The organism is Streptomyces sp. PCS3-D2, assembly GCF_000612545.2.
In the GTDB taxonomy this organism is placed as follows: domain Bacteria; phylum Actinomycetota; class Actinomycetes; order Streptomycetales; family Streptomycetaceae; genus Streptomyces.
Genome location: NZ_CP097800.1, coordinates 1,775,069 through 1,800,691, shown reverse-complemented (window position 1 = coordinate 1,800,691; position 25,623 = coordinate 1,775,069). Strand labels below are relative to the sequence as shown.

Sequence of the window (25,623 nt, the reverse complement as noted above, 5' to 3'; positions counted from 1 at the left end):
GCGGCCGCCGGCCGCCTGTGGTGCTGAGGCGGCCGGCGGCTGGTGTGGGGGGCAGCGCTGGGGGAGGGGTGGGAAGCTCCTATAGATCGTCAAGCGGTCTGCGGGAGCGGTTCGGGGCTTTGGGTCGGGCGGGGTAGGTGGCGGTAGACCTCGCGGGCGACGAACCGTTTCAGGCAGCGGACGATGTCCTTCTTGACCATGCCTTCGGCGGTGCGCCGGGCGACGTAGTCCTTCGTGCGCTGGTCGTTCATGCGGACCAGGACGATGGTGTGGAGTGCGTTGTTGGCGTGCCGGTCGCCTCCGCGGTTGAGCCGGTGGCGGTTGGTGCGTCCGGAGGAGGCTGGGACGGGGGCGGCTCCGCAGAGGTGGGCGAAGGCGGCTTCGGAGTGGAGCCGTTGTGGGTTGTCACCGGCGCTGGCCAGCAGTTGGCCTGCGGTTTCGGGGCCGATGCCGGGCAGCGCGATGAGTCTGGGGCGGCCTGGGTGACCAGCGGTGCGATCTCCCGATCGGCTTCCCTGATCGCCTCGGTCAGGGTCTGGTAGCGGCGGGCCAGCCGGCGCAGGGCGATGCGGACCGCGCAGGCCGGGTCGGCGGGTTCACCCGTGGGGCGGGAGCGGGCAAGGGTGTCGACGAGCTCTTTCGTGGCCAGCCCGCGCAGCTTGTCCCTGACGTGGGAGGGGCGGTGACGATCAGGGTGCGGACCTGGTTGATCGTCTGGGTGCGGGCTTTGACGGCGCTCTTGCGGACCACCCGTAGGGCTCGGATGGCCTCCACGATCCCGTTTCTGGCCTTCGGCGTCCCGCCGGCTCGACCGGACAGGACCGCCGTCGCGGCCGCGTAGGCGTCGATGGGATCGGACTTGCCGTTGTTCCGGCGGGCCTTGCGGTCGGGCCGGTCCACCTCCACCACGACGAGACCGCGGGCGGTGAGGAACCGGGCGATCTCGGCACCGTAGGCGCCGGTCCCCTCGATGCCCACGGCCAGGACCTCGCCGTGCGAGCGGAGCCAGTCCAGCAGCTTGCGGTAGCCGTCCCGGGGTGGTGGCGAACCGCTCGGTGGCCAGGTGCCGGCCGATGCTGTCGATGACCGCGGCCTGGTGAAGATCGGCGTGGGTGTCGATCCCACCGACCACCGCTATCTGGTCTGCTGCCATGCTGTTGTGTGCTGCCCTTCCAACGCTCACCGATGGGAGGGCGCGGGCCGGTCGGGCAGACGGACAAGACAGTGATGGGACCTTTGGCCGGGCTCCTATGAAGTCACAGACGCCCGACCGGCCACACGCCAAGCGGCACCGCCCAAGAGGCCGACGATTCCCGTGAAGGACAACCACAGCGTCAGTCAGTGGACGAGTCAGGCCCTCAGGCGATGCCCTGGCCAATCCTCACTGTCAGTGGAGTTCGGAAGCGACGTCCACGCCGCTCTCGGCCTGCTGGGCGAACTGAGTGTGGTACAGCGTCGCGTACAGCCCGTCGGCGGCCAGCAGCTCCTCGTGCGTACCGCTCTCGCGGATGCTGCCGGCCTCGACGACCAGGATCTGATCGGCCTCACGGATGGTTGACAGCCGGTGCGCGATCACCAGGGATGTACGGCCGGCCAGAGTGGTCTTCAGCGCGCGCTGGACCGCAGCCTCGGACTCGGAGTCCAGGTGCGCGGTCGCCTCGTCCAGGACGACGACCGGCGGGGCCTTGAGTAGCAGCCGGGCCAGCGAGAAGCGCTGCTTCTCGCCGCCGGAGAGACGATAGCCGCGATCGCCGACCACCGTGTCCAGGCCCTCAGGAAGGGCGCTGATGGTGTCCCACACCCGCGCGGCCACGCACGCGTCGATCAGCTCCTGCTCGGAGGCGCCGGGCCGGGCGTACGACAGGTTGGCCCGCACGGTGTCGTGGAACATGTGGGCGTCCTGGGTCACCACGCCGACGGTGTCGCGCAGCGACTGAAGGGTCAGGTCGCGCACGTCGTGACCACCGATTCGGATGGCTCCCGAGGAGGGGTCGTAGAGCCGCGGAACCAGGTGGCTGATCGTGGTCTTTCCAGCACCCGAGGGGCCGACCAGGGCGGTCAGCTTCCCCGACGGCACCCGGAAGCTCAACTCCCTCAGGGTCAAGGCACCCTCGCCCCGCTCGGGCTTGCGGAACGCGATCGACTCCAGTGAGGCGAGGGAGACCTCGTCGGCGGAGGGGTACCGGAAGCTCACCCGGTCGAACTCGATGTCCGGTGCGGGGGCCTGCGGTTCGCGCGCCGGGAGCTCCCGGGCGTCGGGCCGCTCGGAGATGAGTGGCTTGAGGTCCAGGACCTCGAAGACGCGGTCGAAACTGACGAGGGCCGTCATGGCTGTGACCTGCATGGTCGACAGCTGGTTGACCGGGCCGTACAGCCGCAGGAGCAAGGTCACCATGGCGACCAGCGTGCCGATCGCCAGCGTGCCGTCGATGGTGAGGTAGCCCCCGAGTCCGTACACCAAGGCCGTGGTGAGGGAGGTGAGCACGGTGATGATGATGAAGAGCAGCCGCCCGTAGACCATGCCGCTGACGGCTATGTCGCGCACCCGTCCAGCGCGGGCGGCGAAGGCGCCCACCTCGTCCTTCGAACGTCCGTAGAGCTTGGCGAGCATGGCCCCGGAGACGTTGAAGCGCTCGTTCATCATCGAGCTCATCTCCGCGTCGAGCTGCATCGTCTCCCGGGTGAGTCGTTGCAGCCTGCGAGCGAGGAGCCGGACGGGGAGGAGGAAGAACGGGATCATGACCAGCGCCGCAACGGTGATCTGCCATGAGAGGTAGAACATCGCGCTGAGGATCAGGATCAGCGTGAGGATGGTGGTCACCGAATCCGACAGCAGGGTGGTCACTGCCTGTCGGGCCCCGACGACATCGGCGTTGAGCCTGCTGACCAGCGCTCCGGTCTGAGCCCGCGTGAAGAACGCGAGCGGTTGCTGCTGCACGTGGGCGAACACCTTGGTGCGCAGGTCGAAGACGAGGCCTTCGCCGATCCGGCCCGAACACCAGGTTTGTACGTACATGGCGAGCGCGTCGATCAGGGCCAGCCCGGCCACGGTCAGACACAACGCCACCACGACGCCGACCCGCTTGGGCATGATGCCGTCGTCGATGATCATTTTGAGGATCAGCGGCCCGGTGGCCGTGACGAGGGCGTTGACGACCGTGGTCAGCAGGAGCAGGACCAGCTGCCAGCGGTAACGCAGGGCGTACGGGATGATCCGCCGGACCGTGCCGGGTTTGACCCTCTGCTTGGTGACCGAATCATCGTCGAACCGCAGCCCCATCGCGCGTGGGGGTGGGCCGTCTAGCATGGTCAAGGAAACCTGCCTCGCTCTCGTGTCTTTCCCGCGGCTCGGTGCGTCAGTTCTTCTGCAGGAACTCGATGATCGCCGAGTTGACCTCTCGCGGCCGCTCCAGGTAGCCGAGGTGGCCGCAGTCGGAGATCTCGACGAGGTCGCAGTCCGGGATGGCGTTCGCCACCTCGGCTACCAGGTGCGGCGGGCAGAGGAGGTCGTCGGTGAAGGCGATGGCCCGGCACGGCACGGTGACCCCCCTGAGCGCCTCGCGGCGGTCCGCGACGGTGTCGGTGACCCAGTCCTGACCCTCGGCGGCGTTCTCCCGGCCGCCGGACAGTTCGAAGATCTCCAGCCAGGTTGAAGCGGCGGCGTCGTCGTTCAGGGTCGCGGGAGACATCATCTCGAGGACGGTCCTGAGCGCTTCGTACGATGGGGGCAGTCGCACGCCGCTCTCGCGCAGCGCGCGGTCCGCCGCCGACTGGGCCCGGCGCAGAGCGTCGGACCGGGCCCGGGTGGCCAGCAGGACGGCGGACCGCACAAGGTCCGGGCGGCTGAGCGCCAGGTCCTGCGCGACCATCGCTCCCATGGAGGTGCCCACGATCCGGCACGGGCCCAGGTCCAGCGCCTCGATCAGCCCGACGGTGTCGGCGACCATGTCGTCGAGGGAGTATTTGCCCCCGGGAGCGTCCGATGGCGCGATGCCCCGGTTTTCGAAGGTGACCGTCTCGTACCCGGCGGCGTTCAGGGCTGGGGTCTGGTGCATGGTCCAGACCCGGCCCGAAGCCCCCGAGCCCATGATCATCAGTACCGGCTCGCCGCTGCCGGAGCGCTGGTAGGACAGCTGTATCCCGTTGCTCTTCACGAAGGGCATGACTTTTGAGCCTCAATTCTGCGGGGACCTGGAATGCGGCCGGCTCGCTTCGTGGTGTGCGCCCAGGCCACCACCTCTGCCCGGCTTGCCCAGAACCGCACGGGTCCGCCGCTTCCCACGATGGCACCGTCGGACAACGCTGATCAATACCGATCGGCTGACCACCCGGCCGGTCCCGTTCGTTCAAGTGGCGCGTCGGCGCAGTTGAACGAACGAGCCGAACGGGGAAAGGGCGACCGGCCGGACGCGGCGTCGCCGCCCCGTGTGATGGGCTGCCACGGCCCTGCGTGCCGGGTGGTTCCGGCCCTGTGCGACGGACCGTCCTGGCGCTACTCGACGGACCGCCACGGGACCCGGGCCCGCACCCGGAACCCGCCGTCGGCCGTGTGGTGCGCTTCCAGCGAGCCGCTGTACACGGCCAGCCGTTCCCGGAGCCCGAGCAGGCCGCGGCCGTTCCCGGTGCCCGCCTGCGCACTCGGCGTACCGCCCGTGTTGTCGATCGCCATCTCCAGCCATTCGCCCTCGTGTCGCAGGCACACCGAGGCCTTCGCGCCCGCGGCGTGCTTGAGCGCGTTCGTCATCGCCTCCTGCACTACCCGGTAGACGGCCAACTCCATGCCCGCGGGCAGCGGCGCCCCCGGCAGCGACACCGTGAGGTCTACCGGCATTCCGGCCGTGCGCACCCCCTCCACCAGGGCCTCGAGCTGGGCGAGTCCCGGCTGGGGTTGGAGCCCGTCCACGGAGACGTCCGACGGGGACAACAGGCTCATGACGGCGCGCAGTTCGGACATGGCGGCCCGGCCACCCGCCTCGACCGCGAGCAGGGCCCGCTTGGACTCTTCCGGTGCCACGTCCATCACCTTGCGGGCCGCACCGGCCTGGATCACCATCACGCTCACGTTGTGCGTCACGACGTCGTGCAGCTCGGCGGTGATGCGCGCCCGTTCCTCCCCGACCGCCCGGCGGGTGGCCTCCTCCTGTTCCCGCTGCAGGGCCGCGACGCGCAGCTGGCTGGTCTTGAGCTGGTTCTGCCAGTACCGCACGGTGCGGCCGACGATCGCGGCGAGCATCAGTATCACGAACCCGGCCGACCAGCCCGGCAGTGCCGGGGCGGCATGCTGGAAGGCGAATCCCGCCCCCGTGGCGGCGACCACCAGACCAGCCGCCGCCGGCACCTGGTGGTGGCTGTGGGTGATCGCGCTGTACGCCGCGACGCAGCAGACGGCGATCGTGATCCACGTCGCCTGGTCGCCCAGCGCCAGGGCCGTGACCAGCACTGCCCAGAAGGCCGACAGGGGGTACCTGCGCCGGAAGGCGAGCGGCAGCGGATTGAGGAAGATGAGCGGGTACAGGGGCCGCCCGCCCCGCGGTACCTGGGGCACCTCGGAGGGGCCGGGGGAGAGCGGCACGGAAGACTGCCCGCCCGTGTTCGGCGGGTGCATGCCGATGAACTGCTCCCCGGCGTGGAACTTCCAGCTGGCGAGCACCGCGACGACGGCCAGGACGACGGCGAGCGCCGTGTCGGCCACGATCGCGCGCCGGGACAACGGAGCGGGCTTGGCCTCGGGGCGCAGCGATTCTCGCGCGTACTGCCGCCACCCGGGCGCCCGTGCTTCAGTCTTCACCCGCACATTGTGGCCGCTGTGTCGGGTGGGCACATCGGCTCCGGTGACGGGGAACCCATCCTGTGGAGCTACCTCGCGAGGATGACGCGCGGGGCGCCCAACCGAGGTCGCGCCGCAGTTGAACGCAGGAAAATACCCTGGTCGCCACATTCATTGTGCCGCTCTTTATGGCCCATGTAAGGTCACTTCGCGTCGAACTCCGTGACAGAACACGGGCGTTCTGTTTCCTGAGGAAGATGAGAACTCTAGGGGGGCGTCCACGATGTACACATCAGTATTAACAGCGGCGGCCCCGGAGAAATGGGAAAACCGCCCCGCTGCCGTTGTCGAAGGTCTCGGCACGTGTCTGCCGACCGGTGAATTCGACAATGACACGCTGGCCCGGGACCTTGACAGCAGCGACGAGTGGATCCGTACGCGCACCGGCATCGCCGCACGACGCCGGGTCGGACCCGACGTCTCCACACGGGATCTCGCGTGCGAGGCTGGGGCCAACGCGCTGCAGTCGGCCGGCCGGGACACGGTGGATGCCCTGATCCTGGCCACCACCACACCGGACCGCCCGGTGCCGGCCGCCGCCCCGGAGATCGCGCACCGCCTGGGGCTCGACACGGTCCCCGCCTTCGACGTCTCCGCCGTGTGCAGCGGCTTCGTCTACTCGGTGGCGACCGCCGCGGGGCTGATCACGAGCGGTATCGCGGACAGCGTCCTGGTGGTCGCGGCCGAGACCTACTCCCGTATCGTCGATCCCACGGACCGGGCCACCGCTGTGATCTTCGGCGACGGCGCGGGTGCGGTAGTGCTGCGCCGCGGTTCTTCCCGGGAGCAGGGCGCCCTGCTCGCGTTCGACCTCGGCAGCGACGGCTCGGGCAAGGACCTCATCCACGTACCGGGAGCACGCGAACAGCCGGATGCGGAACGCTGGTTCACCATGGCGGGCCGGAAAGTGTACCTGCGGGCCGTCGAGCAGATGACGAATTCGGCCCTGCGGGTCATGAAGGACTGTGCCTGGACACCGGAAAGCGTCGGTGCTCTCGTGCCGCACCAGGCGAACGCCCGCATCATCCAGGCGGTCGCGGACCGGATCGGCGTACCGCCGCACGCCGCGGTGTGCGAACTGGCCCGCACCGGCAACACGGCGGCCGCCTCCATTCCGCTCGCGCTGGCCGGCGCGCTGGCCAGCGGGCGGCTCCAGACCGGGGCCCGGACGGTACTCACCGCCTTTGGCGGCGGATTGACCTGGGGTTCCGTCGCGCTGACATGGCCACAGCTGACGGCCGTGCGTTCAGAAATTTAATGGAGCGAGATCAAAGGGATCCAAAGGGTCCACGCGATCCGAACGAAGGGAATGCGCTATGTTCGTCGACTACCTCTCCCACGTCCTCGGAACCGTTTACAAAGTGTCCGGTGACATCCAGCCCACCCGGTCCTTCAAGGAACTGGAGGTGGACTCGCTGTCCCTGGCGGAACTCAGTGCACAGCTCGAGGACGAACTCGGTGTCACCATCGAGGAGGAGAACCTGAGCGCCGATACGACCGTGGGAGAACTGTCCGCGCTGCTGGAGGCCAGTGGGGCGGTCCTCCCGGCATGACGGGTCACGGATTCCGCCATCCCGATGTCGTGATCAGCGGCATCGGCATGGTCACCCCGGCGGGCGCGGACACCGCTACGGCCTGGGAGACCGCCTGCGCGGGGCGCCCGACGGCCGCGGCCGATCCCCGCCTGTCGGGCCTGGGCGTCACGTTCAGCTGCGCCGTGACCGGCTTCGATCGGCAGGAGGTGTTCGGCAGCGACTCCCGCCGCATGGACCCCTTCGCCCAGTTCGCGGTCGCCGCGGCACGCGCTGCCGTCGCCGACGCGGCGCCGGCCGACGGCTCCTGGGATCCGGCCAGGGTCGGTGTCGTCCTCGGCACCGCGGTCGGCGGTCAGGGAACGTGGGAGGAGCAGGGGCAGCGGCTGCGGGACAAGGGTCCGCGCACCGTGAACCCGCTCACCGTCCCGAAGGCCATCGGCAACATCGCGGCGGGTTCGGTGGCCATGGACCTCGGCCTGCACGGACCTTCCCTCACCCTCTCCACCGCGTGCGCGGCAGGCACCACGGCTCTGGGTTTCGCCCTGGACCTGCTGCGATCGGGCCGCTGCGACGTGGTGTTGGCCGGTGGCACCGAAGCCGCCGTGACCCCCCTGGTGACCACGGCCTTCGACCGGCTGAAGGCGCTGTCGCGCCGCTGCGAGGACCCCTCCGCCGCTTCCCGGCCCTTCGACGAACACCGCGACGGCTTCGTCGTGGGCGAAGGCGCGGCCGTACTCGTCCTGGAGCGCGTGGAGAGCGCCGAAGCGCGGGGCCGGATCCCCTATGCGCGACTGCTCGGCTACGGAGCCTCCTCGGACGCCCACCACCTGACCTCGCCCGACCCCGACGGCCGTTACGCGGAGCTGGCCCTGCACGAGGCGCTCCAGGACGCGGGGGTCGCCGCGTCGGACGTGTCCCTCGTCAACGCCCACGCGACGAGCACGCCGCAGGGAGACGCCGTCGAGGCGCGCATGATCGAGCGGGTCTTCGGCCGGGGCGCCGCGGTCACCTCCACCAAGGGCGTGACCGGCCACATGCTGGGGGCAGCCGGAGCGGTCGAGGCCGCGTTCGCTGCCCTGTCGATCCGGGATTCGGTGATCCCGCCCACCGCCAACTTCCGGACACCCGGAGCGGACATCGCCGACATCGACATCGTCCACTCGGCTCCGCGGCACGTCGCCCTGCCCGTCGCCGTCAGCAACTCTTTCGGCTTCGGCGGGCACAACGCGGTCGTCGTTCTCGGCCGGGCCTGAGGCTGCCCGCCGTAACCGCAACCCGCTACAGCTACGGCAACAGCCGGCGCACCGGGGCACGCCCGGGGGGGCCTCCACGACCGCCCGGCCTCACCGGTCCCGGTTCGTAGGCGTAGATCGTCGCCTGGTTCCGGTCGCGAAGGTTCTGCTTGAGCAGGATCCTGCTTACATGGGTTTCGACCGTCTGCTCCGCTACCACCAGACGTTCAGCGATCACCGCGTTCATCGGACCGGTGCGATGAGACCCAGCACTTCGGCCTCCCGTTCCGTCAGGTTGCCGGAGCGGCCCCTCACCGCCGGGCGGTGATCGTCGGTCACGCGGGAGAACTCTGTCATCAGAGGCATGACGTCCGGGGAGCAGGGCGTCACCCGCAGCCACCACCCGTACTCCACGCGCGAGTCCCTCGTCCGATCCGTCCTTGAGCAGGAGCCCGGACGCGCCGGCCCGCAGGGCCTCGTAGACGTACTCGTCCAGGGAGAAGGTCGTCAGCACGAGAACCTTGGCGTGACCTCGGGCGATGCCTTGATCCGCCGGGCCGCCTCGATGCCGCTGATCCCGGGCACGTATGGCCGTCAGCACCACGTCGGGCGACAGCTCGGCGACGGCGTCGTCGCCGTCCATGGCCTGACCCACGACCTCGATATCGGGCTCGCAGTTCAGCAGCACCGTGAAGCCCTGGCGGACCAGCATCTGGTCGTCCGCGATCAGCACGCGGTTCGTACGGTGTCCTCAACTGGGCTGCGGGGCAGGGCAGGGGACCTGGAAGGCTGGACCGGCTCGGACTCGGTCAGCGGCCGGGCTGCTCACCCGGGGAGATCAAGCCGGTCTCGTAGGCCAGCACGACCGCCTGGACGCGGTCACGGAGCCCCAGTTTGGACAGGATCCGCGCGACGTGGGTCTTCACCGTCGCGGCGCTGAGGGATAGGTGGTCCGCCAGCTCGGCGTTGCTCAGGCCGGTGGCCAGCAGGCGCAGCACTTCCAGTTCGCGCTGCGTCAGTGCGGACAGGTTCCGGTGCACCGCGGTCTTCACCGAGGTCCGCGGAGCGAAACGCTCGATCAGGCGGCGCGTGATGTTCGGCGCCAGCAGGGCGTCGCTCGCCTGGACCAGACGCACCGCGGCCGTCAGGTGCTCGGGGGTGACGTCCTTCAGCAGGAAGCCGCTCGCTCCCGCCGACAGCGCGGCGTACACGTACTCGTCGAGGTCGTAGGTTGTCAGGATGATGACGCGGGTGTCGCACGCCTCGTCGGCGACGATCCGCCGGGTCGCCTCAATGCCGTCCATCTCCGGCATCCGGATGTCCATCAGCACCACGTTGGGCCGGGTGCGACGCACCACCGCGACTGCCTCGCCACCGGTGGACGCCTCGCCGACCACCTCGATCCCGCCCGCCATCAAGAGCATGCGGAACCCGGTGCGCACCAACGCCTGATCATCGACGATGACGGCGCGCAACGCCGCGTCCGCGTGACCGCCCATTGCCGAGAGCCCTCCACCGTCCTGCGTACTCATCACGTCCTACATTGTGGACCACACCGACACACTGCTCACAGATGTGTCGTGCGATGCGGACCCGCGCCTCCGGGCGCTGAGGCGGCTGGAGGCGCGGGTCGCCCGGGGCGATGGGGGTCAGCGGGCGGGGTTGACCGCCTCGTCCAGGGCATCGTACTGCGCCCGGACACCCGCCGTGCTGAACGCCTTTGAGCCGAGGCGCTGTACGAGTTGGAAGGAGAGCGTCTCGCGCTCGAAGGGCGAGCGGCTGAAGGACTCCATGAGCAGTCCCCGCCCGTCGTGGTGGACCGCCACGTCCGCGGCCCGCAGCGCGGCGAGTTCCTCCTGTGGCAGGCCGGCCGCGGTCCACGCCCGGGCGGACGGGGCGTCCCCGGCGCTCCCGGCGGGAAGGAAGCGCACGCCCAGCTCCCCGAACTCCCGGGTGGTGGACAGGACGTCGTCGACGAGAAACGCCAGGCGCTGGACGCCGGGACCGTCGTTCCTGTCGAGGAAGACGTCTGGTTCACCGACCTCCGGCCCGCGCCCGTCGGCCACCGTGGTCAGTACGAAGGCGGCGCTCCGGGAAGCACCGCGGACGACGACCGAGTCCATGACCCGGTCCCCGAGGCAGAGGCGTTCGGGGGAGGAGCGGGAGAATCCGAAGACCTGGTGGCAGAAGGCGGCGTAGTCCGCGAAGCCGTCCCGCGCGAGATGGACCGCGATGTGGTCGAGCGACCGCACCCGCCCGCCCGGCATGGCCGGCGCCCCGGGAGTGGGGATCCACCGGCGGCCTGCCGGCAGGGCGGCGCCCGCTCGCGCAGGAACCGGCACCAGGGTGTGGTGGACCCCGCCGAACGCGGGCACGACCGGGTTCCCCTGCGGGGACGTCGTCACCCTCGCGCCGGCCTTCAGCGCGGCATCCCGGGTCGTCGGCACGTCCTCGCACGCCACGGCGATGTCGGCGACCCCGTCTCCGTGATCGTCGAGAAACTTCCACGTCCCCCAGCCGGAAGTGACGACCAGGAGGACCTCACCCTGCCGAAGCAGCACGGAACTCCGGTCCACTTCGACCGAGTCGGCGACCCGGGTGAAGCCCATGGCCGATACGAGGTGATCGACAGTCGATATTTTATCCTTCGTGTACAACTCGACATAGGCTACGCCTCGCACAACCATGGGTAACTCCTGGAGAACGGGAACGAAGAGTGGGTCAGGGCCGTTCGGGTTGGCTGGGCCGGTGCGTGACTACCAGCGCCATTCCTGCTGGCGGTAGAGGTGACCGGCCTTGATGTCCCGGTCCTTGCACCAGGTCATGAATTCTTCGATCTGCTTGATCTGGTACGTGTCCTCGGTGTAAGTCGTCGCCATCACGTGTCCCAGCCAGGGCTCTTCACCCATCGCGTACACGTACGCCTCGTGCGCACCGAGTTCCGTCATGATCGCCGCAGCCTGCTCCGCGTTCGACCCCGACAGCTTCCGCGAATTGCTCAGCTTCTTCGACACCGGGATCGTCAGCAGCGCCTGGTACAGCCACGTCAGCGGCGCACCATCACACTCCATTCCCAGGAACGCGATGTCAGCCGTCCCCAGATGACCCTTGATCCGCCGGTACAGCATCGGGTCGATACCCGAGGAATCCGCACCGACGAACACCTTCTTGCCCGCGAGCTCCACCCAGAAAGTGGACTTCGCCCGGATGTCCAGGTCACAGTGCTCACCGAGGAACGGCGTCGCCGTGACCTTCCCGCCCGGGAACTCCACCTCGTCGAAATCGTCGACCTCGACGACCGGGAAACCCTGCTGCCGCAGCATCAGGGCCATCGACGGGTCCGCCAGGTTCCCGCGCGAAGAACGCGGCACCACGATCGCACCGACCCGACCGCGCAGCTGCAGCAGCGTCTCGAGCACGATGTGGTCCTGATGCCCGTGCGTGATCAGCACCAGATCGATGAAATCAGGAAGATCATCCAGCGTGTACCGGTCACCGGCGGAACTGTCCGCACTGATGAACGGGTCCGTCACGATCGCCGCCTCGGGCGTCTGCATCACCAGACACGCGTGCCCGAAGTACCGGATCCGCCCGCCCCCATCGATGTGCCGGTCCGGCGCACCGCTGGGACGGTCCGTCAGCAGCCCCGACAACTGCTTGGCCTGCGCATCGTCCAGCTCCAGCGCCTCCCGCAGATGCGACAGCGTCGCCGGACTCACCCGCGCCTTGAACAGCTCCTCCAGACCCGCGTGACGGAACGGCACCGCCAGCTCCAGGACATCCGGCGACGGCAGCCGCGGCGTACTCAGAATGAACGGACGCTCATACCCCGGCTCCAGCGACAGCTGCACCGACTGCCGCGCCTCGGAATACACACTGCTCTTGTAGACCAGCGGCTCCATGAACCGCATCTGCGCCTGGTTGTCCGTGTCGTACGCCAGCTCCACCAGACCGTTCAGCTCCGCCGGCATCTTCGGATACAACGGCGTCAGGTCGAACCCCGTCGCGTTCGCCCGCAGGATCTCCTGACCCGCGGCGATCGCCTCCGCGAACCGCAGCATGTCCACCCGGTCCCGCTTGATCCCCTCCAGAAGATCACGCACCTCATCGGCACGCTCCTCCGGAATGTTGATGAAATACCCACCCCGCAGCTCAGGATTGTTACTCGCCGCGACATGCACCTTCGGGGACTGCAGATACGACTCCAGCATCGGCACCTGCAAAAACGCCAGATTCATCGCCGCCTGCACCGGCGCCAGCGTATGCGGCCACGCGAAGAACCGGTCAACCAACGGCTCCACAATGGCCTTCGAACGCAGAAACAACGGCTCCTCAGCCATCTGCTCCCCACCTCTCTTCGAGATCCAACGAGAGGCGAAACACGCGCCCCGGGCGCGCATGGGCACTCTCCAGGGACAGGATGACTCGAGTGCGTGTGGATGATCAATGTTTGGGATGGCGTGAATGCGTCGAGCAGTCTTCTTTCGCTCCGTGTCGCGCTGTTCGGCTACGAGGTGAGGTTGTCTCCCAGCCGGTGCCAGTGTTCAACTGTCGGGAGGAGGCCGTCGAATCCAGAATTTCGCCGCCAATTCCGCACGCAGGAGCCGAAACCTGGCGATCAACTGAGGTTCCGCGTCACTTGAACGGCGCCGAAACGCTGACCCCTCTCCGACCCGCCCGCCGGGGCGGCGTACATCTCAAGGATGACGGCCGCGGACGGATACATCGGTGGAAGGAGGTGCTGCCGTCGTCCCGCCTTCTAGATTGCTGTCATGACCACCGCCGAGGTGCTGCGCGACGCGCAGTACCTGTAGGCGTTCGGCCCGGAGCCGGCCCGTGATCCTGGTGTCCCCCGTCACCGCTCTCACGGGCCGGCGCCCTGGGCGTCGCGCCCGTACGGCGAGCGCCGAGCAGCCGGCGCGGACCGGTCCGGTCAGTTTGCGGTGAAGCACGAGTATCACCGCGTTCACGGCCTCGGGACGCTCCAGGTTCCCGAGGCGCCCGCTGTCGGGGATCTCCACGAAGTCACCGCCGGGGACAGCCTCGGCCACCCAGGCGACTGCTTGCGCTACGCGTTACGGCGAACGAGACCGCCCACACCGTGGGCGGGGACGTCAGTATTCCGCAGAGGCCGGTCGGCATCCGCCGGGAGCCGACCCGCTCAGCCCTGCGGACGCGCTGTCCGCAGGGCTGAGCGGTGGTCCCGACAGCGTGGGGTCGAATCCTAACTCGGGGCACACACAGAACGAGCAGGGCCCGGGGCCCGGTCGGGCGTCAGCGCCGACGGGCCCTGCTTCGCGTCCACCGTCTGTTCGCCGCCATTCTCCCGAGCGATGAACCCGTATTCCCGGTGGCCCGAGCCCTATCCGAATTGGTGCGTCAAAGCACCGGCAGACACGTTCAGATTGAGATGGGGCCGGAACTACAGGACGGAGCGGGCCGTGCGGCCGAACGGAAGAGTCGACTGCACGGCAGGCGAATTCCGGCCATGAGCTGGTTTCTGGCCCGTAGTCCTGAGGAGGTACATCGCTGGCGTGATGACAGTTCGACTGTGTGATCAATAGCCTCATCGGCGAGAACGTACGACAGTCGTCCAGGCACGGAAGGAATTACCTGCCATGGCCTCTTGGCCCAGCGGAAACCGCCTGCGCCGTGCTGCACTCATCGCATTGGTCATGGTGTCCGTGGCTGCTCCGGTGTCCGGCGCCGCCCGGCCCGCGGACGTACCCGCCCCGGTTCCGGCCACCTCCGGCTCCGTCCCCGTCGCGAGCGCGCAGGCCCTCTCCGAGCGGTATGCCGCCACCCGAGCGGACCTCGGCGCCGCCGAGCGGGCGGCCACCGCACACGGTGACGGCAAGAGGGCCGCGGCTCTGCGCGAATTCCGCGCCCCCGGGCGCCAGGTGCTCACCTTCGACGGCCGCGACGGGGGCCGCGTCGTCGAGGTCTTCGGGGACCTGTCGACCGCCGACACGATCGCGGTGATGGTCCCGGGCGCCGGCATCAGCGTGGACAACTACTGGCGTCTGCGCAGTGGCAGCACGTCCTTGCAGCGCGCCTCGGGTGACCGGACCGCCGTCGTCGCCTGGCTCGGCTACCAGACCCCCACCACGGTGAGCCTGGCTTCGGTGACTTCGGGACGGGCGGAGGAAGCCGCCTCCGGGCTTACCTCGTTCCTCAGGGGCCTCGGTGCCAGCAAGCCCGCGGCCCGGACCACCCTCGTCTGCCACTCCTACGGCAGCGTCGTCTGTGCCCGCGCCGCTTCCGGGGCGCAGGTCGCCGACATCGTCCTCTACGGAAGCCCCGGCACGGGCTTCGACGACGCCGCCGGCCTGCACACCGGCGCCGCCGTGTGGGCCGGGCGCGGCAGCACCGACTGGATCCGAAACGTGCCGCACTACAAGGTCGGACTGGGTCCGCTCGCCGTGGGCTTCGGGACGGACCCGATCGCCCCGGAGTTCGGCGCGCGCATCTTCGACGCGGGCGACAGCGGCCACAGCGACTACCTGAAACCACGCTCCCCGTCCCTGCGGAACATCGCCCGGATCGTCACGGGCCAACCCGCACCCGACAAGCACCCGGGAGGAAACGGTGCGTGACCTCGTTCGCCGGATCGACGCCGCCACGCCGGCGGCCAGGGATCGCGCCGTTGACGCGCTGCGAGCCTTCGCCATTCTGGGGGTGGTGCTGGGCCACTGGACGGTGACCGCGCTGGTCGCCGACAGCGGCACCCTGCGTAGCGCCAGCCCGCTCCTCTACATGCCTGAACTCACCCCGCTCTCCTGGGCGTTCCAGACCTTGGCGGTCTTCTTCCTGGTCGGCGGTCTGGTGGGAGCGCGGAGCTACGTCTCCGCCCGGGCCAAGGGCATCGGCTACGGGCGATGGCTCGGCACCCGGTTGGCCAGACTGTTCCGGCCCGTCGCCGTGGTGCTGGCGGTGTGGACCGTCGCCGTGGTCGTGATGCTCAGCGCCGGAGTGGACGACCGGACCCTGCACACACTGTGCAAGCTGGTGCTGTCCCCGCTCTGGTTCCTGCTGGTCTTCGCCGTGCTGACAGCTCTGACCCCGCTCGCGACGCGGCTGCACCCGTTGTGGCCGTTCGCCGTCGTGCTGCACGTCGACGTGATCCGGTTCGGGCTGGACGGGCCCGAGTGGCTCAACTCAATGAACGTGCTGGCCGGCTGGCTCGTCCCCTACTGCCTGGGGGCCGCCTGGGCGCGAGGAGCGGTGCGCAGCCGGGTGACGCACTGGATGCTGCTGCTCGGTGGCGCTGCCGCCTGTGCGGGGCTGGTCGTGTGGGCCGGATATCCCGCCGCCATGGTCGGTGTCCCGGGGCACCCCGTCTCCAACCTGGACCCGCCCAACCTGGCTACCGTCACCTTCGGTGCCGCCCAGTGCGGTGCGGCCCTCCTGCTGCTCGGTCCGCTGCGCAGGATGCTCGCCCGGCCCGGGGTCTGGGCCGCTGTGGCCATGGTCAACCTGTCCGCGATGACTATCTTCCTGTGGCACCAGACATCGATGATGGCAGTGACCGCCATCGGCTTCCTCGCCGGAGACCCCCTGCCCGGAATGCACACGGTGCCCGATAACCCGGGCTGGGTTCTCGCGCGGCTGGCCTGGCTGCCTGCGTTCGCGACGGCCCTGCTCGTCTGCTGGACCGCGTTCCGTACGTACGAGCAGGCCAGGCCGCGAGGCAGCAGCCTGGTGGTGCGCCAGAGCCGGCCGGTGATGGCGGAGGCTGCGGATGGTCGTACGGGACGGACCATATGACAATGAAAGGGCCTTCGATGGGCGGCAGCTCAACTCCTCCGGCGGGTCCGCCTGGACCGGTCCGTGGCGGCCGCCCCCAACAGGGGATGCGGGTGTCCGCGGTCGCGAGTGGGCTGCGCTGGGCCTCGTCGCGCTTCCCGTTCGTCGAGGACGAAGTCGAGGGCCTGCGGCCCTTCGTGCCGCCGGGCGCGGTCTGTCTCGACATCGGGGCCGAGTACGGCCTCTACACCTGGGTCCTGTCGGACCTCGTCGGGCCGACCGGTGCCGTGTACAGCGTCGAGCCGCTCCCCGGTCCCGCCAAGTGGCTGCGCACCGTGACCGGAGCACTCGGCTGCCGCAACGTCACCGTGCACCGCACCGCTCTGGGCGAGCGCGCACAGGAGGGCACGATGAGCCTGCCGCGGCGGCGCCTGCTCCCCGTCCACGGACGCGCCTACCTCACCGAGGGCGCTTCCGGACCGGGCCCCAACCGCGAGTTCCCCCGAGCCGTTCCGGTGGCCACGCCGGTGCGGACGGTGGACGGCCTGTGCCACCACATGCGGCTGGACCGCGTCGACTTCATCAAGGCCGATGTCGAGGGAGCCGAGGGGGCCGTTCTGTCAGGCGCCCGAAGCACCCTGCTGCGCCACCGGCCCTCCCTGCTGCTGGAGATCGAGGACCGCCACCTCGCGAAGTACGACGTAAAGTCGGCCGATCTCGTCAGCCGCCTGGGCCTTTTCGACTACACCATGCATCGCTGGCGCAGCGGTGGTTGGGACCAGGTCTCCGAAGTGACGGACGACTGCCGGAACTACCTCTTCACCGTCCGCCCGATCACCTCGAACTGAAGGAACCTGCACTGCCATGGGCTCCACCCTTGTCATCACCAACGACTTCCCGCCTCGCCAAGGGGGAATCGAGACCTTCGTCCATGCCATGGCCACGCGGGTGCCGGACGACAACGTCGTTGTCTACACTTCCCACGAGCCGGGTGACACCGCCTACGACAGTAGCCTTCCGTTCCCCGTGGTACGGGATACCAGCCGCATGCTGCTCCCGACCGCCCGCGTCACGAAGAGGGCCGTCGAGATAGCCCGGGCGCACGGATGCGACCGGGTCTGGTTCGGGGCGGCAGCACCGCTCGCACTGATGGCGCCCTCCCTACGCGACAGCGGCATACGACGCATCGTGGCAACCACGCACGGGCATGAGATCTGGTGGGCGAAGGTACCCGGCGCCCGCCGGATGATGCGCCGGATAGGTGACGGCGTGGACGTCGTCACCTACCTCGGCAACTACACGCGCGCCCGCATCGCACCCGCCCTCGGAACGCGCGCCGAGCTGAGCCGGCTCGTCCCGGCTGTGGATGCGGAGGTGTACCGCCCCGACGCCGTGGCCAAGGCCGCCCTCCGCGCCGAACTGGGCCTGGAGGGCAAGCGCGTCATCCTGTGTGTGGCCCGACTGGTGGCGCGCAAGGGGCAGGACCGGCTGATCGAGGCCATGCCGCTGATCCGCCGCCAGGTGCCCGACGCCGTCCTGCTGGTCGTGGGCAAGGGCCCTGACGAGAAACGTCTGCGGGGGCTCGCCGAGCGTCACGGCGCCGACGCCGTGCGGTTCGTCGGCGGCAAGCGCCACACCGAGACCCCGGCGTTCTACGCGGCCGCGGACGTCTTTGCGATGCCCTGCCGGACGCGCAAGGGCGGCCTGGAGGCGGAGGGTCTCGGCATCGTCTTCCTGGAGGCGGCCGCCAGCGGCCTGCCCGTCGTCGTCGGTGACTCCGGCGGAGCTCCGGACACCGTGCTCGACGGGCATACGGGCCGGGTGGTGGACGGCACCGACTCCAAGGTGGTCGCCGCCGCGCTGACCCAGCTGCTGCTCGACCCGGGACGGGCGGCGCAGATGGGTGCCGCGGGCCGCCGGTGGGTGCAGGAGTCGTGGTCCTGGGACGAGTCGGCACGTCACCTGATGCGGCTGCTGGAGCCGGAGCGCGAGCCGCTGTCCGTGCGCGGACAAGCGTAGGGGGCAGGACCGGGGGAAGCCGGCCCGACTCCCGCTGAGAGCGGGGGCGGCTTTGTCATCCCTGCCTCAGGTGAGTGCCGTCCCGGTGGAAGGGACGCTACTCACCACCGGGCGTTGAGGGGCGAGGGCGGCCTCGTATCGTTTTCCGCCTGATCCGCGGCGCGGTGCGGGATCGGCTGTCGGATCGCAGCCCGTCCGGCCCTTGCCCGGGTCCCGGACCGGTCCGGTCTGCGTGCGTCAGAGCGAAGGCCAAGTGCGCCCGGCAAAGTAGGGGCACGCGACGAAGCGCGTCGGGTATCCGAACTGTGGATACCCGACGCGCCGTTGTACGCCAGGACCTATCCTCTAGCTTCGGACCCTGGGGCAAGGCTTTGCGTATCTATGGGAATAGTCAGTGAACCTGTGGGCAGTTTGGTACGTGTGAGGGTGGGATGGAGGTGGCTGGAACCAGCGCATATCAGTAGGTCGCTCTCTGAGGGACGGCTCGATCGCGCTCATCCAGATGCTGCGCGAACTCCAGCCAGGTGGCGGCATACTGGCGCGCCAAGCTCCCCACCAGCTCCCCGCAGTGGGGCGGTACCGCTTCGGTCAGCTGGTACCACTCCGCCGATGCGTTCTGTTGCAGGATTCGCAGGAGGTGTCGTCCTTCCTCCTTGAGGCGCATGGAGGGGTCCCGCAAGAGTTTGTTGAGCACCACAGCGGGGTCCGGTGCAGGCGTCCGTGGCCTGCGGTTGGGCTGCAGGCGGCCGCCCTGCGCGGGCATCCTGACGGCTGCGTCTGCTACGGCGCCGGCACCTGCCCGTGACTTGGTGGAGTGTGTGACTTCTGGTGTGCCTTGGTCAGCGTGAGGCCGTACGGCTGCCGGCAGTTCGCCGGACTGGATGCGCTTGCGTACATCGCTCACCGTAGCGGGCGATATCTTCGCGAGCCGGGCCACTTCACGCAACGAGGCGTGCGGATTCTCGGCCATGAGTTCCGCCGCACGCCATCGGCCATCAACGTTGTTCAGTGGACGGGCTCGCCCGTCGCGTCCGATCCGAACGCTCAACTGCGGCAGGTCGTCACTTGAACGGCGCCTGATTGTCGCTATGGCTTTGGCTCCCAGGCCCGAGGCCCGGGCGATGGCACGATCGGACATGTGTGGATGTGACGCGATGATCCGGGATGCGGCGGCGCGCCGATCGGCTTGGGAAAGCGGGAGGCCGTGGGCGATGTTGGCCCGGACCGCCAGAAGGAAGGAGTCTGCCGGGCTTCCTTCGAAGAATTCGACGTCGATGCTGGTCTGGCCGCGGACCAAGGCAGCCATGAGCCGGTGCATGCCGTCGATGACGCGCATGTCGGACCGGCGGACGAGGATCGGGGGGAGGGGGGCGTCGACCTCGGCCAGGCGAGCCACATGCTCCTGGTCCAGCCCCTCCGAGCGGGGGGATTCGCCCGGCAGGAGCGTTGCGATCGTAACGGAGGCGATCGTGCGGGCGGGCACCTCGTAGGGCGCCGGCGCGGCGACCGACGAGAAGGGTGGTGCGGTGGGCCGTGACACCGCTGTACCAGGGCCGGGCCTATATGAGTCAGGTAGTAGCACTTTGAATTCACCCCGTGTGTAGGAAATACCGCTGGTCGAGCGACCGGCCCCCTTCGCCTCTTGGGCGGGGGCGCGGTGGGTGGTGCGCCGGCTGCAGATGGCCGTGAGGTGCTGAAGGCCCGAGTACAGGGTTTCTGCACCGTCAGCCCGCACCTCAGCCACATCCTCACTTCCTGGAAACACCGCCGGCCCACCGGTCCTGATGGCGCGACACACACTGATGCTAATGATCTTCAGCGGATTGCGACCGCTCGTATTCAGCCAGTCGACCAGCCTGATGGTGTACGGCAGGACCTCGCACTCATGTTCATATCTCGCCGAGATGCTGTCGAGACCTTCAAAACACACGATGTCGGGGCGGGTGCCTCGCGGGCGCCGGTGAGGGCCTGAGCGATGTCGTAGCGACCGGTTCCGGCTAAGTACCCTGTGAATCCGGCCGTTTGGACTTGCAGAAGCGCTCGACTTGTGCGCCGCAAGTGGTTATGGCGCCCCCTGGTCGCGCCGCGTGGGTCTTCACCGTTGCCTCGCTTAGCGTCAGGCCCAGCGCCGGCTCGCCATCGGAAAGGCCCCCGCCCCTGAGCGTCAGCACCTCACGCTCGCGCGGGGTCAGGACGGCCGGTCCCGGTCGAGGGCGGGGGTTTCGGGGCTCGGTTCCACGGCGCTGTCTCCGGCCTGACGCCCCATCAGGCGACGGGTGATGGTGGGCAACGCATCACTGGCACTGACCAGGCAAATGGCGGTGGGCGCAACTCGGAGGTGACGTCCTTGAGGGAGGAAGCCGCTGCGCCGACCGCGAGGGCCGCGTAGACGTACTGATCCAGGTCGAAGGTGGTGAGCGTGATCACGGCACTCCGGCGCCAGCGCCCGGGCGCAACATGCGGCTTCCAGGCCATCCATGTTCGGCTTGCGGATGTCCACCAGGACGACATCGGACCGCAGCCGCCGGCGGCTGCGACCGTATCGATACCACCGAGGCGCTCTTCGATACGGTTGCGATGACTCACCACGTAGAGTGTGTCGCCATCCTTGAACCGGCCTCGAAGGACTCCTGACCTGCGGTTTCTTCGGTGCGCATGATGTGCGGTGTGGGCGTTTCGGGCGATATCTTGACGCTGAAATGACGCTCGTGACGCTCATTTGACGCTCGTTCTGATGGGGAGTCGGTTGGTACTTCCTGCGGTGACGGTGGGCCGGAGTCCTCCTGCGGGAGGTGAGGGCACGAACGACCCGCAGCTCCTATCCGGACACTGTCCAGTGCACGCTCAGGAGCAGTTGCTTGCCCAGAGGCGCTTCGGTGCCGGCCGGTGTCAGCGTACGAAGCCTGCGTAAGGGGTTCCGACGGCATCTGGAGACCACTCTGTCGGCGTGTCTGCGCGGCGTCCGCCTGGGCCTCGTACGCCGCGACTTGCTGGCCGCGGCCGACGGCCGGGCGCGGGGCAACGTCACTGATGCGGCGCTGCGGTGGGGTGGATGCTTTGCGGATTCGGCTGAGCGGCCGGCGGTCTGGCGGACCGGGCACAGCTCGTGCCGCCAGTCGTCGGTGACGACTGTTCCCCATCCCCGGCACGCCTGGCGGCCCGCGGCCCGCGCCAGGTCGGCGCGGGGAGCGCGCGGTCGGCTCCGTGAGCCATCCGGCGGTGCCCTGCCATGGATGATCAAGCGGTGGACCCGGTGGGTTCCTCATCCACGTATACGAGGCTCTTCCGAGCACGGCGAATCACGCTGAGCACGGAGTTCCTCTCCTCCTTGCCCGAGGCCCAGCCCGGTACACGGTTGAGGCCGAATTAGTACTGGATGCCCTGGACGGTGGTGACGCGCCAGTGCTGTCGACGGTCAGCGTTTTCCCCAGCGGTGACTGGTTTCGCGTCAGGTAATTCCCCACCCATGCGGTCACGTTTCCCCAAGGGGGCGCCGACCTCGCGGGCCTTGAGCGTTGTCAGCTGAGAGTGCGGGGCCCACGCGCGACGAGCGGGCGGCCGTCGTCCTCGGGTAGCACAGCAATGAAGCGCCAGGCGCCGTCTTCGACGCGTGCCAGGCCGAGGTTCGTGGTGGTGTTGAAGGCCTCGATGGCGGGCTCGGCCCCCTCGGTCAGCGAGTCGAGGTCTGCGTAGTGTCTGGCCAGGGTTGCGGCGGGACCGCGGAGCCATAGGCCCACTTTCACCCCTCTGCGCAAGGCGGCGAGTAGGTCGTCGCGGCCCTGTCCCGGGTCGGCGGCCTGGAGCCTGTCGTGAAGTCGCTCTTGAGCACACGGCTTTGTCGGAGCCGCTTCGGCCCGCTGGCGGCATTCCGGACACGCCTGCGGTTCTGCTGGTTCAAAGAGATGCATATAGCGGGTGACCTGGTGCTCCGGAATGCCGCAGAGCGTCCCGCTCTCGGCCATCGCATGTTCGACGCCGGGAACGCTTGTCAGCTCGCCGGCACCGAAGCTGGCTGCCTCCCGTGCGGTCGCGAAGGACCATCCGCCATCTGGGGCATGAATCACGCGGGCGAGCATGCCACAGCTATCTGTCCTGGTCAGCCCGGTTTCGCGGCGGGGACGTTCCCTCAATGAGTGGTTTGAAAGCTGATGAGGCTTGCGCCCCGAATCGTTCAGGATCCCCTTGGGCATGTCCGTGCCGGGTTGAGGGTCCTGACCGTCGTGGAGTCGTCACCGTCCCTCGACCGAAGGCCGAGAGGTCGGCGGACATTCCGGATGGCAAGGAGAACGTTCAAGGTGGTCGATGTCGTCGAGATCTACGTCCACTGGTATGCGGGCCGGTCGAAGAACCAGCTCGCGGCCTCGTTGGGGGTGGACCGAAAGACGGTCAGGAAGTATCTGGCGCCGGCGGAGGAGGCCGGGCTCGCCCCGGGTGGGCCGCCGATGAGCGAGGCGGACTGGGCCAAGCTGCTGAAGGTCTGGTTCCCGGACCTGGCGAGCCGCCGGTTGAACCAGGTGACATGGGCGGAGATCGAACCGCACCGCGAGTACGTCAAGGGCCTGCTGGAGACCACCACAGTCACCACGATCCACCAGCGCCTGCGGGACGAGGGGAAGTTGACGGTGTCGCTTTCGACGTTCCGCCGGTGGGTGACCGAGAACCTGCCCGATGAGTCGGCCCGGTCTCGGGTGACGGTGCTGCGGGACGACGTGGAGCCGGGCTCAGAGGCCCAGATCGACTACGGCTTCCTCGGCCAGTGGATCAACCCGGCCACCGGGAAGCGGCACCGGATCTGGGCATTCGTGATGGTGCTGCCCAGCTCACGGCACATGTTCGTGCGACCGGTCGTCCACATGGACCAGCACGCCTGGACCCAGGCCCACGTCGAAGCGTTTCGCTTCTTCGGGGGTGTCCCGCGCCGGCTGGTGCCCGACAACCTGCGCACGGCCGTGGACCGGCCGGACCTCTACGACCCGAAGATCAACAAGTCGTATGCCGAGCTCGCGACCTACTACAGCACGCTGGTCGACCCGGCCCGCGCGGCGAAGCCGAAGGACAAACCGCGGGTTGAGCGGCCGATGCCCTATGTCCGTGACTCGTTCTGGAGCGGGCGGCAGTTCACCTCGGTCGAGCAGATGCAGGCCGAGGCCGTGACCTGGGCGAGCGGGACCGCAGGCCGCAGGCAGTGCCGGCCGCTGGGAGGGGCATCGCCGCTGGCGGTGTTCGAGGCGGTCGAGTCGGCGGCCCTGCTGCCGCTGCCGGACAAGCCGTTCGTGCTGGCCCGCTGGTCGACCGCGACCGTGGGCCCGGACATCCACATCAAGGTCGGCCGCACCCTCTACTCGGTGCCCTGGAAGCTGATCGGCCGCAAGGTCGATGTCCGCTCGACCACGACCATGGTCCAGGTCTTCCACGACGGCGACCTCGTCAAGACCCACGCCGCCCTTGACCAGGGAAAACGCACCGATTCGGGCGACTACCCGCCGGAGAAGATCGCGTTTCAGATGAAGACGCCGATGTGGTGCCGCAGCCAGGCGTCTGAGGTCGGCGACGCCTGCCGCGAGGTGATCGACCTGCTGCTGGAGGTCAACGCGCTCTACCGGCTCCGCGCGGCCCAGGGGATCCTCGGCCTGCGGAAGAAGTACGGCGACCAGCGCCTGGAGGCCGCCTGCACCAAGGCGATCACGGTCGGCGACCCGTCCTACCGCACCATCAAGGGCATCCTGATCGCCGGGACCGAGACCGACCCCGAGCCGGAGACCGGCGACGCCGGGGCCGCGGCCTTCCTCCACGGCCCCGAGGGCCTGTTCGCCGCGAGCATCCCCTCCCAGATCTCTGACGAACTCCACGACGACCCCGGTCACGATGACGCCGGCGATGCCGAGGAGGCCGCCCGATGAGCGTGCTGGACACCGCCCTGCGCGAGTCGCTCAAGACGCTTCGGCTGTCGGGGATGCTTGAGACCCTGGACGCCCGGCTGGCCCAGGCCCACGGCGGCGAGCTCGGACACCTGGACTTCCTTCAGGTCCTCTGCCAGGACGAGATCACCCGCCGCGAGACCGTGGCCTTCCAACGACGGCTCCAACGCGCGAAGTTCGAGCAGCAGGTGACCCTGGAGGAGTTCGACTTCACCGCCTCCTCCAAGCTGCCCGCGGCCCAGATCCGGGACCTGGCCGCACTGCGCTGGCTCCACGCCGGAGAGTCGGTGATCTTGTTCGGGCCCGTCGGCGTCGGCAAAACACACGTCGCCCAGGCCCTCGGCCATCTCTCCGTCCGGCAGGGCGCGAACGTCCGGTTCGCCAAGACCAGCCGGATCCTGGCCGAGCTGGCCGGCGGCCACGCGGACCGCACCTGGGACAAGCGCATGCGCGAGCTCATCCGCCCCGACGTCCTGATCCTCGACGACTTCGCCATGCGCCAACTGACTGCGGCCCAGGCCGACGACCTCTACGAACTCGTCTCCGAGCGGCAGGGACGCTCCCTGATCATCACCAGCAACCGGGCACCCAGCGACTGGTATCCCCTCTTCCCCAACCCCGTCGTCGCCGAGTCCCTGCTCGACCGCCTGATCAACACCAGCCACCAAGTCATCATGAACGGCCCCAGCTACCGCCCGAACAAGCGCCCAAGGAACCCCGCCGACAAGCCCGATAAGCCCTCAGCCAACTGATCAAGGCACCACCCCAGGGGTTGGGGAATTACGTGACCACAACCCCTGGGGAATTACGTGATCGTCCACAGTGCCGGCTCCGCGACGCGACGAAACCGCTCCTGTCACCCGGTACCCAGTGACAGGACTGGCTGAGACGTCCCGTCGCCGCGTCGAGAACGAACTGTCCCAGATCCGTGATTACCTGCAGCGGCCGGAGCCTCTGGACACCGCCACCGACTACCGGGTGCGCGCCGACAACCGGCGCCACTGGGAGAAGCGGTGCGCGCAGCTCAAGGAGCGCGCCACCTTCCTGGAGGACCTCCTCAGGGCGTTGCCCGCCACTCCCCGTGCGACCGGCGGACAGATGGTCGCCCCCGGCCGGCTCGTCGGGCTCGCCTTCGGCGGGGCGACGGACGTCGAGGAGTGCGAGATCACTTCTCAGAGTCCGGCGACGGAGGGGGGTGAGGTGCTCAGCCCGTTCACGCCCCTCGCCGTTGCCCTGCTGTGGTCCACGGTCGGCTCCGCGGTCGAGTACGAAGACGGCTCAGGGAAGCGGCGAACCGCCCACATCCGGCACGTCCGCGACTGAAAGACCGTGTGCTCCGGAACACC

21 protein-coding genes and 1 pseudogene are annotated in these 25,623 nt (G+C 68.9%); 10 read left to right on the top strand and 12 right to left on the bottom strand.

Annotation, left to right across the window (positions count from 1 at the left end):
• Nucleotides 1-89: 89 nt before the first annotated feature.
• From AW27_RS07435 to AW27_RS07420, 4 genes and pseudogenes are all read right to left on the bottom strand, one after another.
• Nucleotides 90-1,153, bottom strand: a pseudogene (locus AW27_RS07435) (IS110 family RNA-guided transposase).
• 234 nt (nucleotides 1,154-1,387) lie between these two features.
• Nucleotides 1,388-3,280, bottom strand: coding sequence for an ABC transporter ATP-binding protein (locus AW27_RS07430; RefSeq protein WP_106967715.1), 1,893 nt, complete (start codon nucleotides 3,278-3,280; stop codon nucleotides 1,388-1,390).
• Between the two features lie 76 nt (nucleotides 3,281-3,356).
• A complete protein-coding gene (locus AW27_RS07425) occupies nucleotides 3,357-4,163 on the bottom strand; it encodes an alpha/beta fold hydrolase (protein ID WP_037930564.1) in 807 nt (268 codons plus the stop codon).
• 329 nt (nucleotides 4,164-4,492) lie between these two features.
• Nucleotides 4,493-5,788 carry a sensor histidine kinase gene (locus AW27_RS07420; protein ID WP_037930603.1) on the bottom strand — a complete coding sequence of 432 codons (1,296 nt, stop codon included), beginning with the start codon at nucleotides 5,786-5,788 and terminating at the stop codon, nucleotides 4,493-4,495.
• 262 nt (nucleotides 5,789-6,050) lie between these two features.
• Here AW27_RS07420 and AW27_RS07415 point away from each other — a divergent pair, with 262 nt between their 5' ends.
• From AW27_RS07415 to AW27_RS07405, 3 genes are read left to right on the top strand one after another with little or no spacing between them, the layout of a single operon-like run.
• Entirely contained in the window at nucleotides 6,051-7,085 is a 1,035-nt protein-coding gene (locus tag AW27_RS07415; protein WP_037930567.1) for a beta-ketoacyl-ACP synthase III, read from the top strand.
• Between the two features lie 58 nt (nucleotides 7,086-7,143).
• A complete protein-coding gene (locus AW27_RS07410; RefSeq protein ID WP_037930569.1) occupies nucleotides 7,144-7,380 on the top strand; it encodes an acyl carrier protein in 237 nt (78 codons plus the stop codon).
• Complete coding sequence (locus AW27_RS07405) at nucleotides 7,377-8,615, top strand: beta-ketoacyl-[acyl-carrier-protein] synthase family protein (protein ID WP_052031389.1); 1,239 nt, start codon at nucleotides 7,377-7,379, stop codon at nucleotides 8,613-8,615. The genes AW27_RS07410 and AW27_RS07405 overlap by 4 nt, the downstream gene beginning before the upstream one ends.
• 31 nt (nucleotides 8,616-8,646) lie before the next feature.
• On the opposite strand, the gene AW27_RS07400 is transcribed toward AW27_RS07405, so the two are convergent.
• The 4 genes from AW27_RS07400 to AW27_RS07385 all read right to left on the bottom strand — a co-directional run bounded on the left by AW27_RS07400 (nucleotide 8,647) and on the right by AW27_RS07385 (nucleotide 12,934).
• Entirely contained in the window at nucleotides 8,647-9,327 is a 681-nt protein-coding gene (locus tag AW27_RS07400; RefSeq protein WP_370466462.1) for a response regulator, read from the bottom strand.
• 76 nt (nucleotides 9,328-9,403) lie between these two features.
• A complete protein-coding gene (locus AW27_RS07395; RefSeq protein WP_236647886.1) occupies nucleotides 9,404-10,126 on the bottom strand; it encodes a response regulator in 723 nt (240 codons plus the stop codon).
• Nucleotides 10,127-10,243: 117 nt separating this feature from the next.
• A complete protein-coding gene (locus tag AW27_RS07390) occupies nucleotides 10,244-11,281 on the bottom strand; it encodes a 4-hydroxyphenylpyruvate dioxygenase family protein (RefSeq protein ID WP_037930576.1) in 1,038 nt (345 codons plus the stop codon).
• A gap of 69 nt (nucleotides 11,282-11,350) precedes the next feature.
• Nucleotides 11,351-12,934 carry an MBL fold metallo-hydrolase gene (locus tag AW27_RS07385; protein WP_304949843.1) on the bottom strand — a complete coding sequence of 528 codons (1,584 nt, stop codon included), beginning with the start codon at nucleotides 12,932-12,934 and terminating at the stop codon, nucleotides 11,351-11,353.
• 1,278 nt (nucleotides 12,935-14,212) lie between these two features.
• On the opposite strand from AW27_RS07385, the gene AW27_RS07380 reads away from it, so the two are divergent.
• The 4 genes from AW27_RS07380 (at nucleotide 14,213) to AW27_RS07365 (ending at nucleotide 18,359) form a co-directional block, all read left to right on the top strand.
• Nucleotides 14,213-15,190 (top strand): alpha/beta hydrolase, encoded by a 978-nt coding sequence (locus AW27_RS07380; RefSeq protein WP_037930579.1) that lies wholly within the window; start codon nucleotides 14,213-14,215, stop codon nucleotides 15,188-15,190.
• Nucleotides 15,183-16,361 carry an acyltransferase family protein gene (locus AW27_RS07375; protein ID WP_037930582.1) on the top strand — a complete coding sequence of 393 codons (1,179 nt, stop codon included), beginning with the start codon at nucleotides 15,183-15,185 and terminating at the stop codon, nucleotides 16,359-16,361. Before AW27_RS07380 ends, AW27_RS07375 begins: the two co-directional genes overlap by 8 nt.
• Before the next feature lie 86 nt (nucleotides 16,362-16,447).
• The gene (locus AW27_RS07370) at nucleotides 16,448-17,188 is read left to right on the top strand and encodes an FkbM family methyltransferase (protein WP_037930583.1); all 741 of its coding nucleotides are present in this window, start codon (nucleotides 16,448-16,450) and stop codon (nucleotides 17,186-17,188) included.
• Between the two features lie 16 nt (nucleotides 17,189-17,204).
• Nucleotides 17,205-18,359: a glycosyltransferase family 4 protein gene (locus tag AW27_RS07365; protein WP_037930584.1), complete on the top strand. Its 1,155-nt coding sequence runs from the start codon at nucleotides 17,205-17,207 to the stop codon at nucleotides 18,357-18,359.
• A gap of 457 nt (nucleotides 18,360-18,816) precedes the next feature.
• Here AW27_RS07365 and AW27_RS07360 read toward each other — a convergent pair whose 3' ends face one another.
• The 4 genes from AW27_RS07360 to AW27_RS07350 all read right to left on the bottom strand — a co-directional run bounded on the left by AW27_RS07360 (nucleotide 18,817) and on the right by AW27_RS07350 (nucleotide 22,549).
• Nucleotides 18,817-19,899 carry a ParB/RepB/Spo0J family partition protein gene (locus AW27_RS07360; protein WP_201773427.1) on the bottom strand — a complete coding sequence of 361 codons (1,083 nt, stop codon included), beginning with the start codon at nucleotides 19,897-19,899 and terminating at the stop codon, nucleotides 18,817-18,819.
• A gap of 457 nt (nucleotides 19,900-20,356) precedes the next feature.
• Nucleotides 20,357-20,530: a hypothetical protein gene (locus AW27_RS34380; RefSeq protein WP_370466461.1), complete on the bottom strand. Its 174-nt coding sequence runs from the start codon at nucleotides 20,528-20,530 to the stop codon at nucleotides 20,357-20,359.
• A 94-nt stretch (nucleotides 20,531-20,624) separates the two neighbouring features.
• The gene (locus AW27_RS34375; RefSeq protein WP_157840333.1) at nucleotides 20,625-20,945 is read right to left on the bottom strand and encodes a hypothetical protein; all 321 of its coding nucleotides are present in this window, start codon (nucleotides 20,943-20,945) and stop codon (nucleotides 20,625-20,627) included.
• 932 nt (nucleotides 20,946-21,877) lie between these two features.
• The gene (locus tag AW27_RS07350) at nucleotides 21,878-22,549 is read right to left on the bottom strand and encodes a hypothetical protein (RefSeq protein WP_157840356.1); all 672 of its coding nucleotides are present in this window, start codon (nucleotides 22,547-22,549) and stop codon (nucleotides 21,878-21,880) included.
• Nucleotides 22,550-22,654: 105 nt separating this feature from the next.
• Between AW27_RS07350 and istA the strand changes: the two genes are divergently transcribed.
• The 3 genes from istA (at nucleotide 22,655) to AW27_RS07335 (ending at nucleotide 25,600) form a co-directional block, all read left to right on the top strand.
• On the top strand, nucleotides 22,655-24,259 hold the full coding sequence (gene istA, locus AW27_RS07345; protein WP_037931105.1) for an IS21 family transposase: 1,605 nt from the start codon (nucleotides 22,655-22,657) through the stop codon (nucleotides 24,257-24,259).
• The gene (gene istB / locus AW27_RS07340; protein ID WP_037931107.1) at nucleotides 24,256-25,029 is read left to right on the top strand and encodes an IS21-like element helper ATPase IstB; all 774 of its coding nucleotides are present in this window, start codon (nucleotides 24,256-24,258) and stop codon (nucleotides 25,027-25,029) included. Before istA ends, istB begins: the two co-directional genes overlap by 4 nt.
• A 118-nt stretch (nucleotides 25,030-25,147) precedes the next feature.
• Nucleotides 25,148-25,600 carry a hypothetical protein gene (locus AW27_RS07335; protein ID WP_304949842.1) on the top strand — a complete coding sequence of 151 codons (453 nt, stop codon included), beginning with the start codon at nucleotides 25,148-25,150 and terminating at the stop codon, nucleotides 25,598-25,600.
• Nucleotides 25,601-25,623 lie beyond the last annotated feature (23 nt).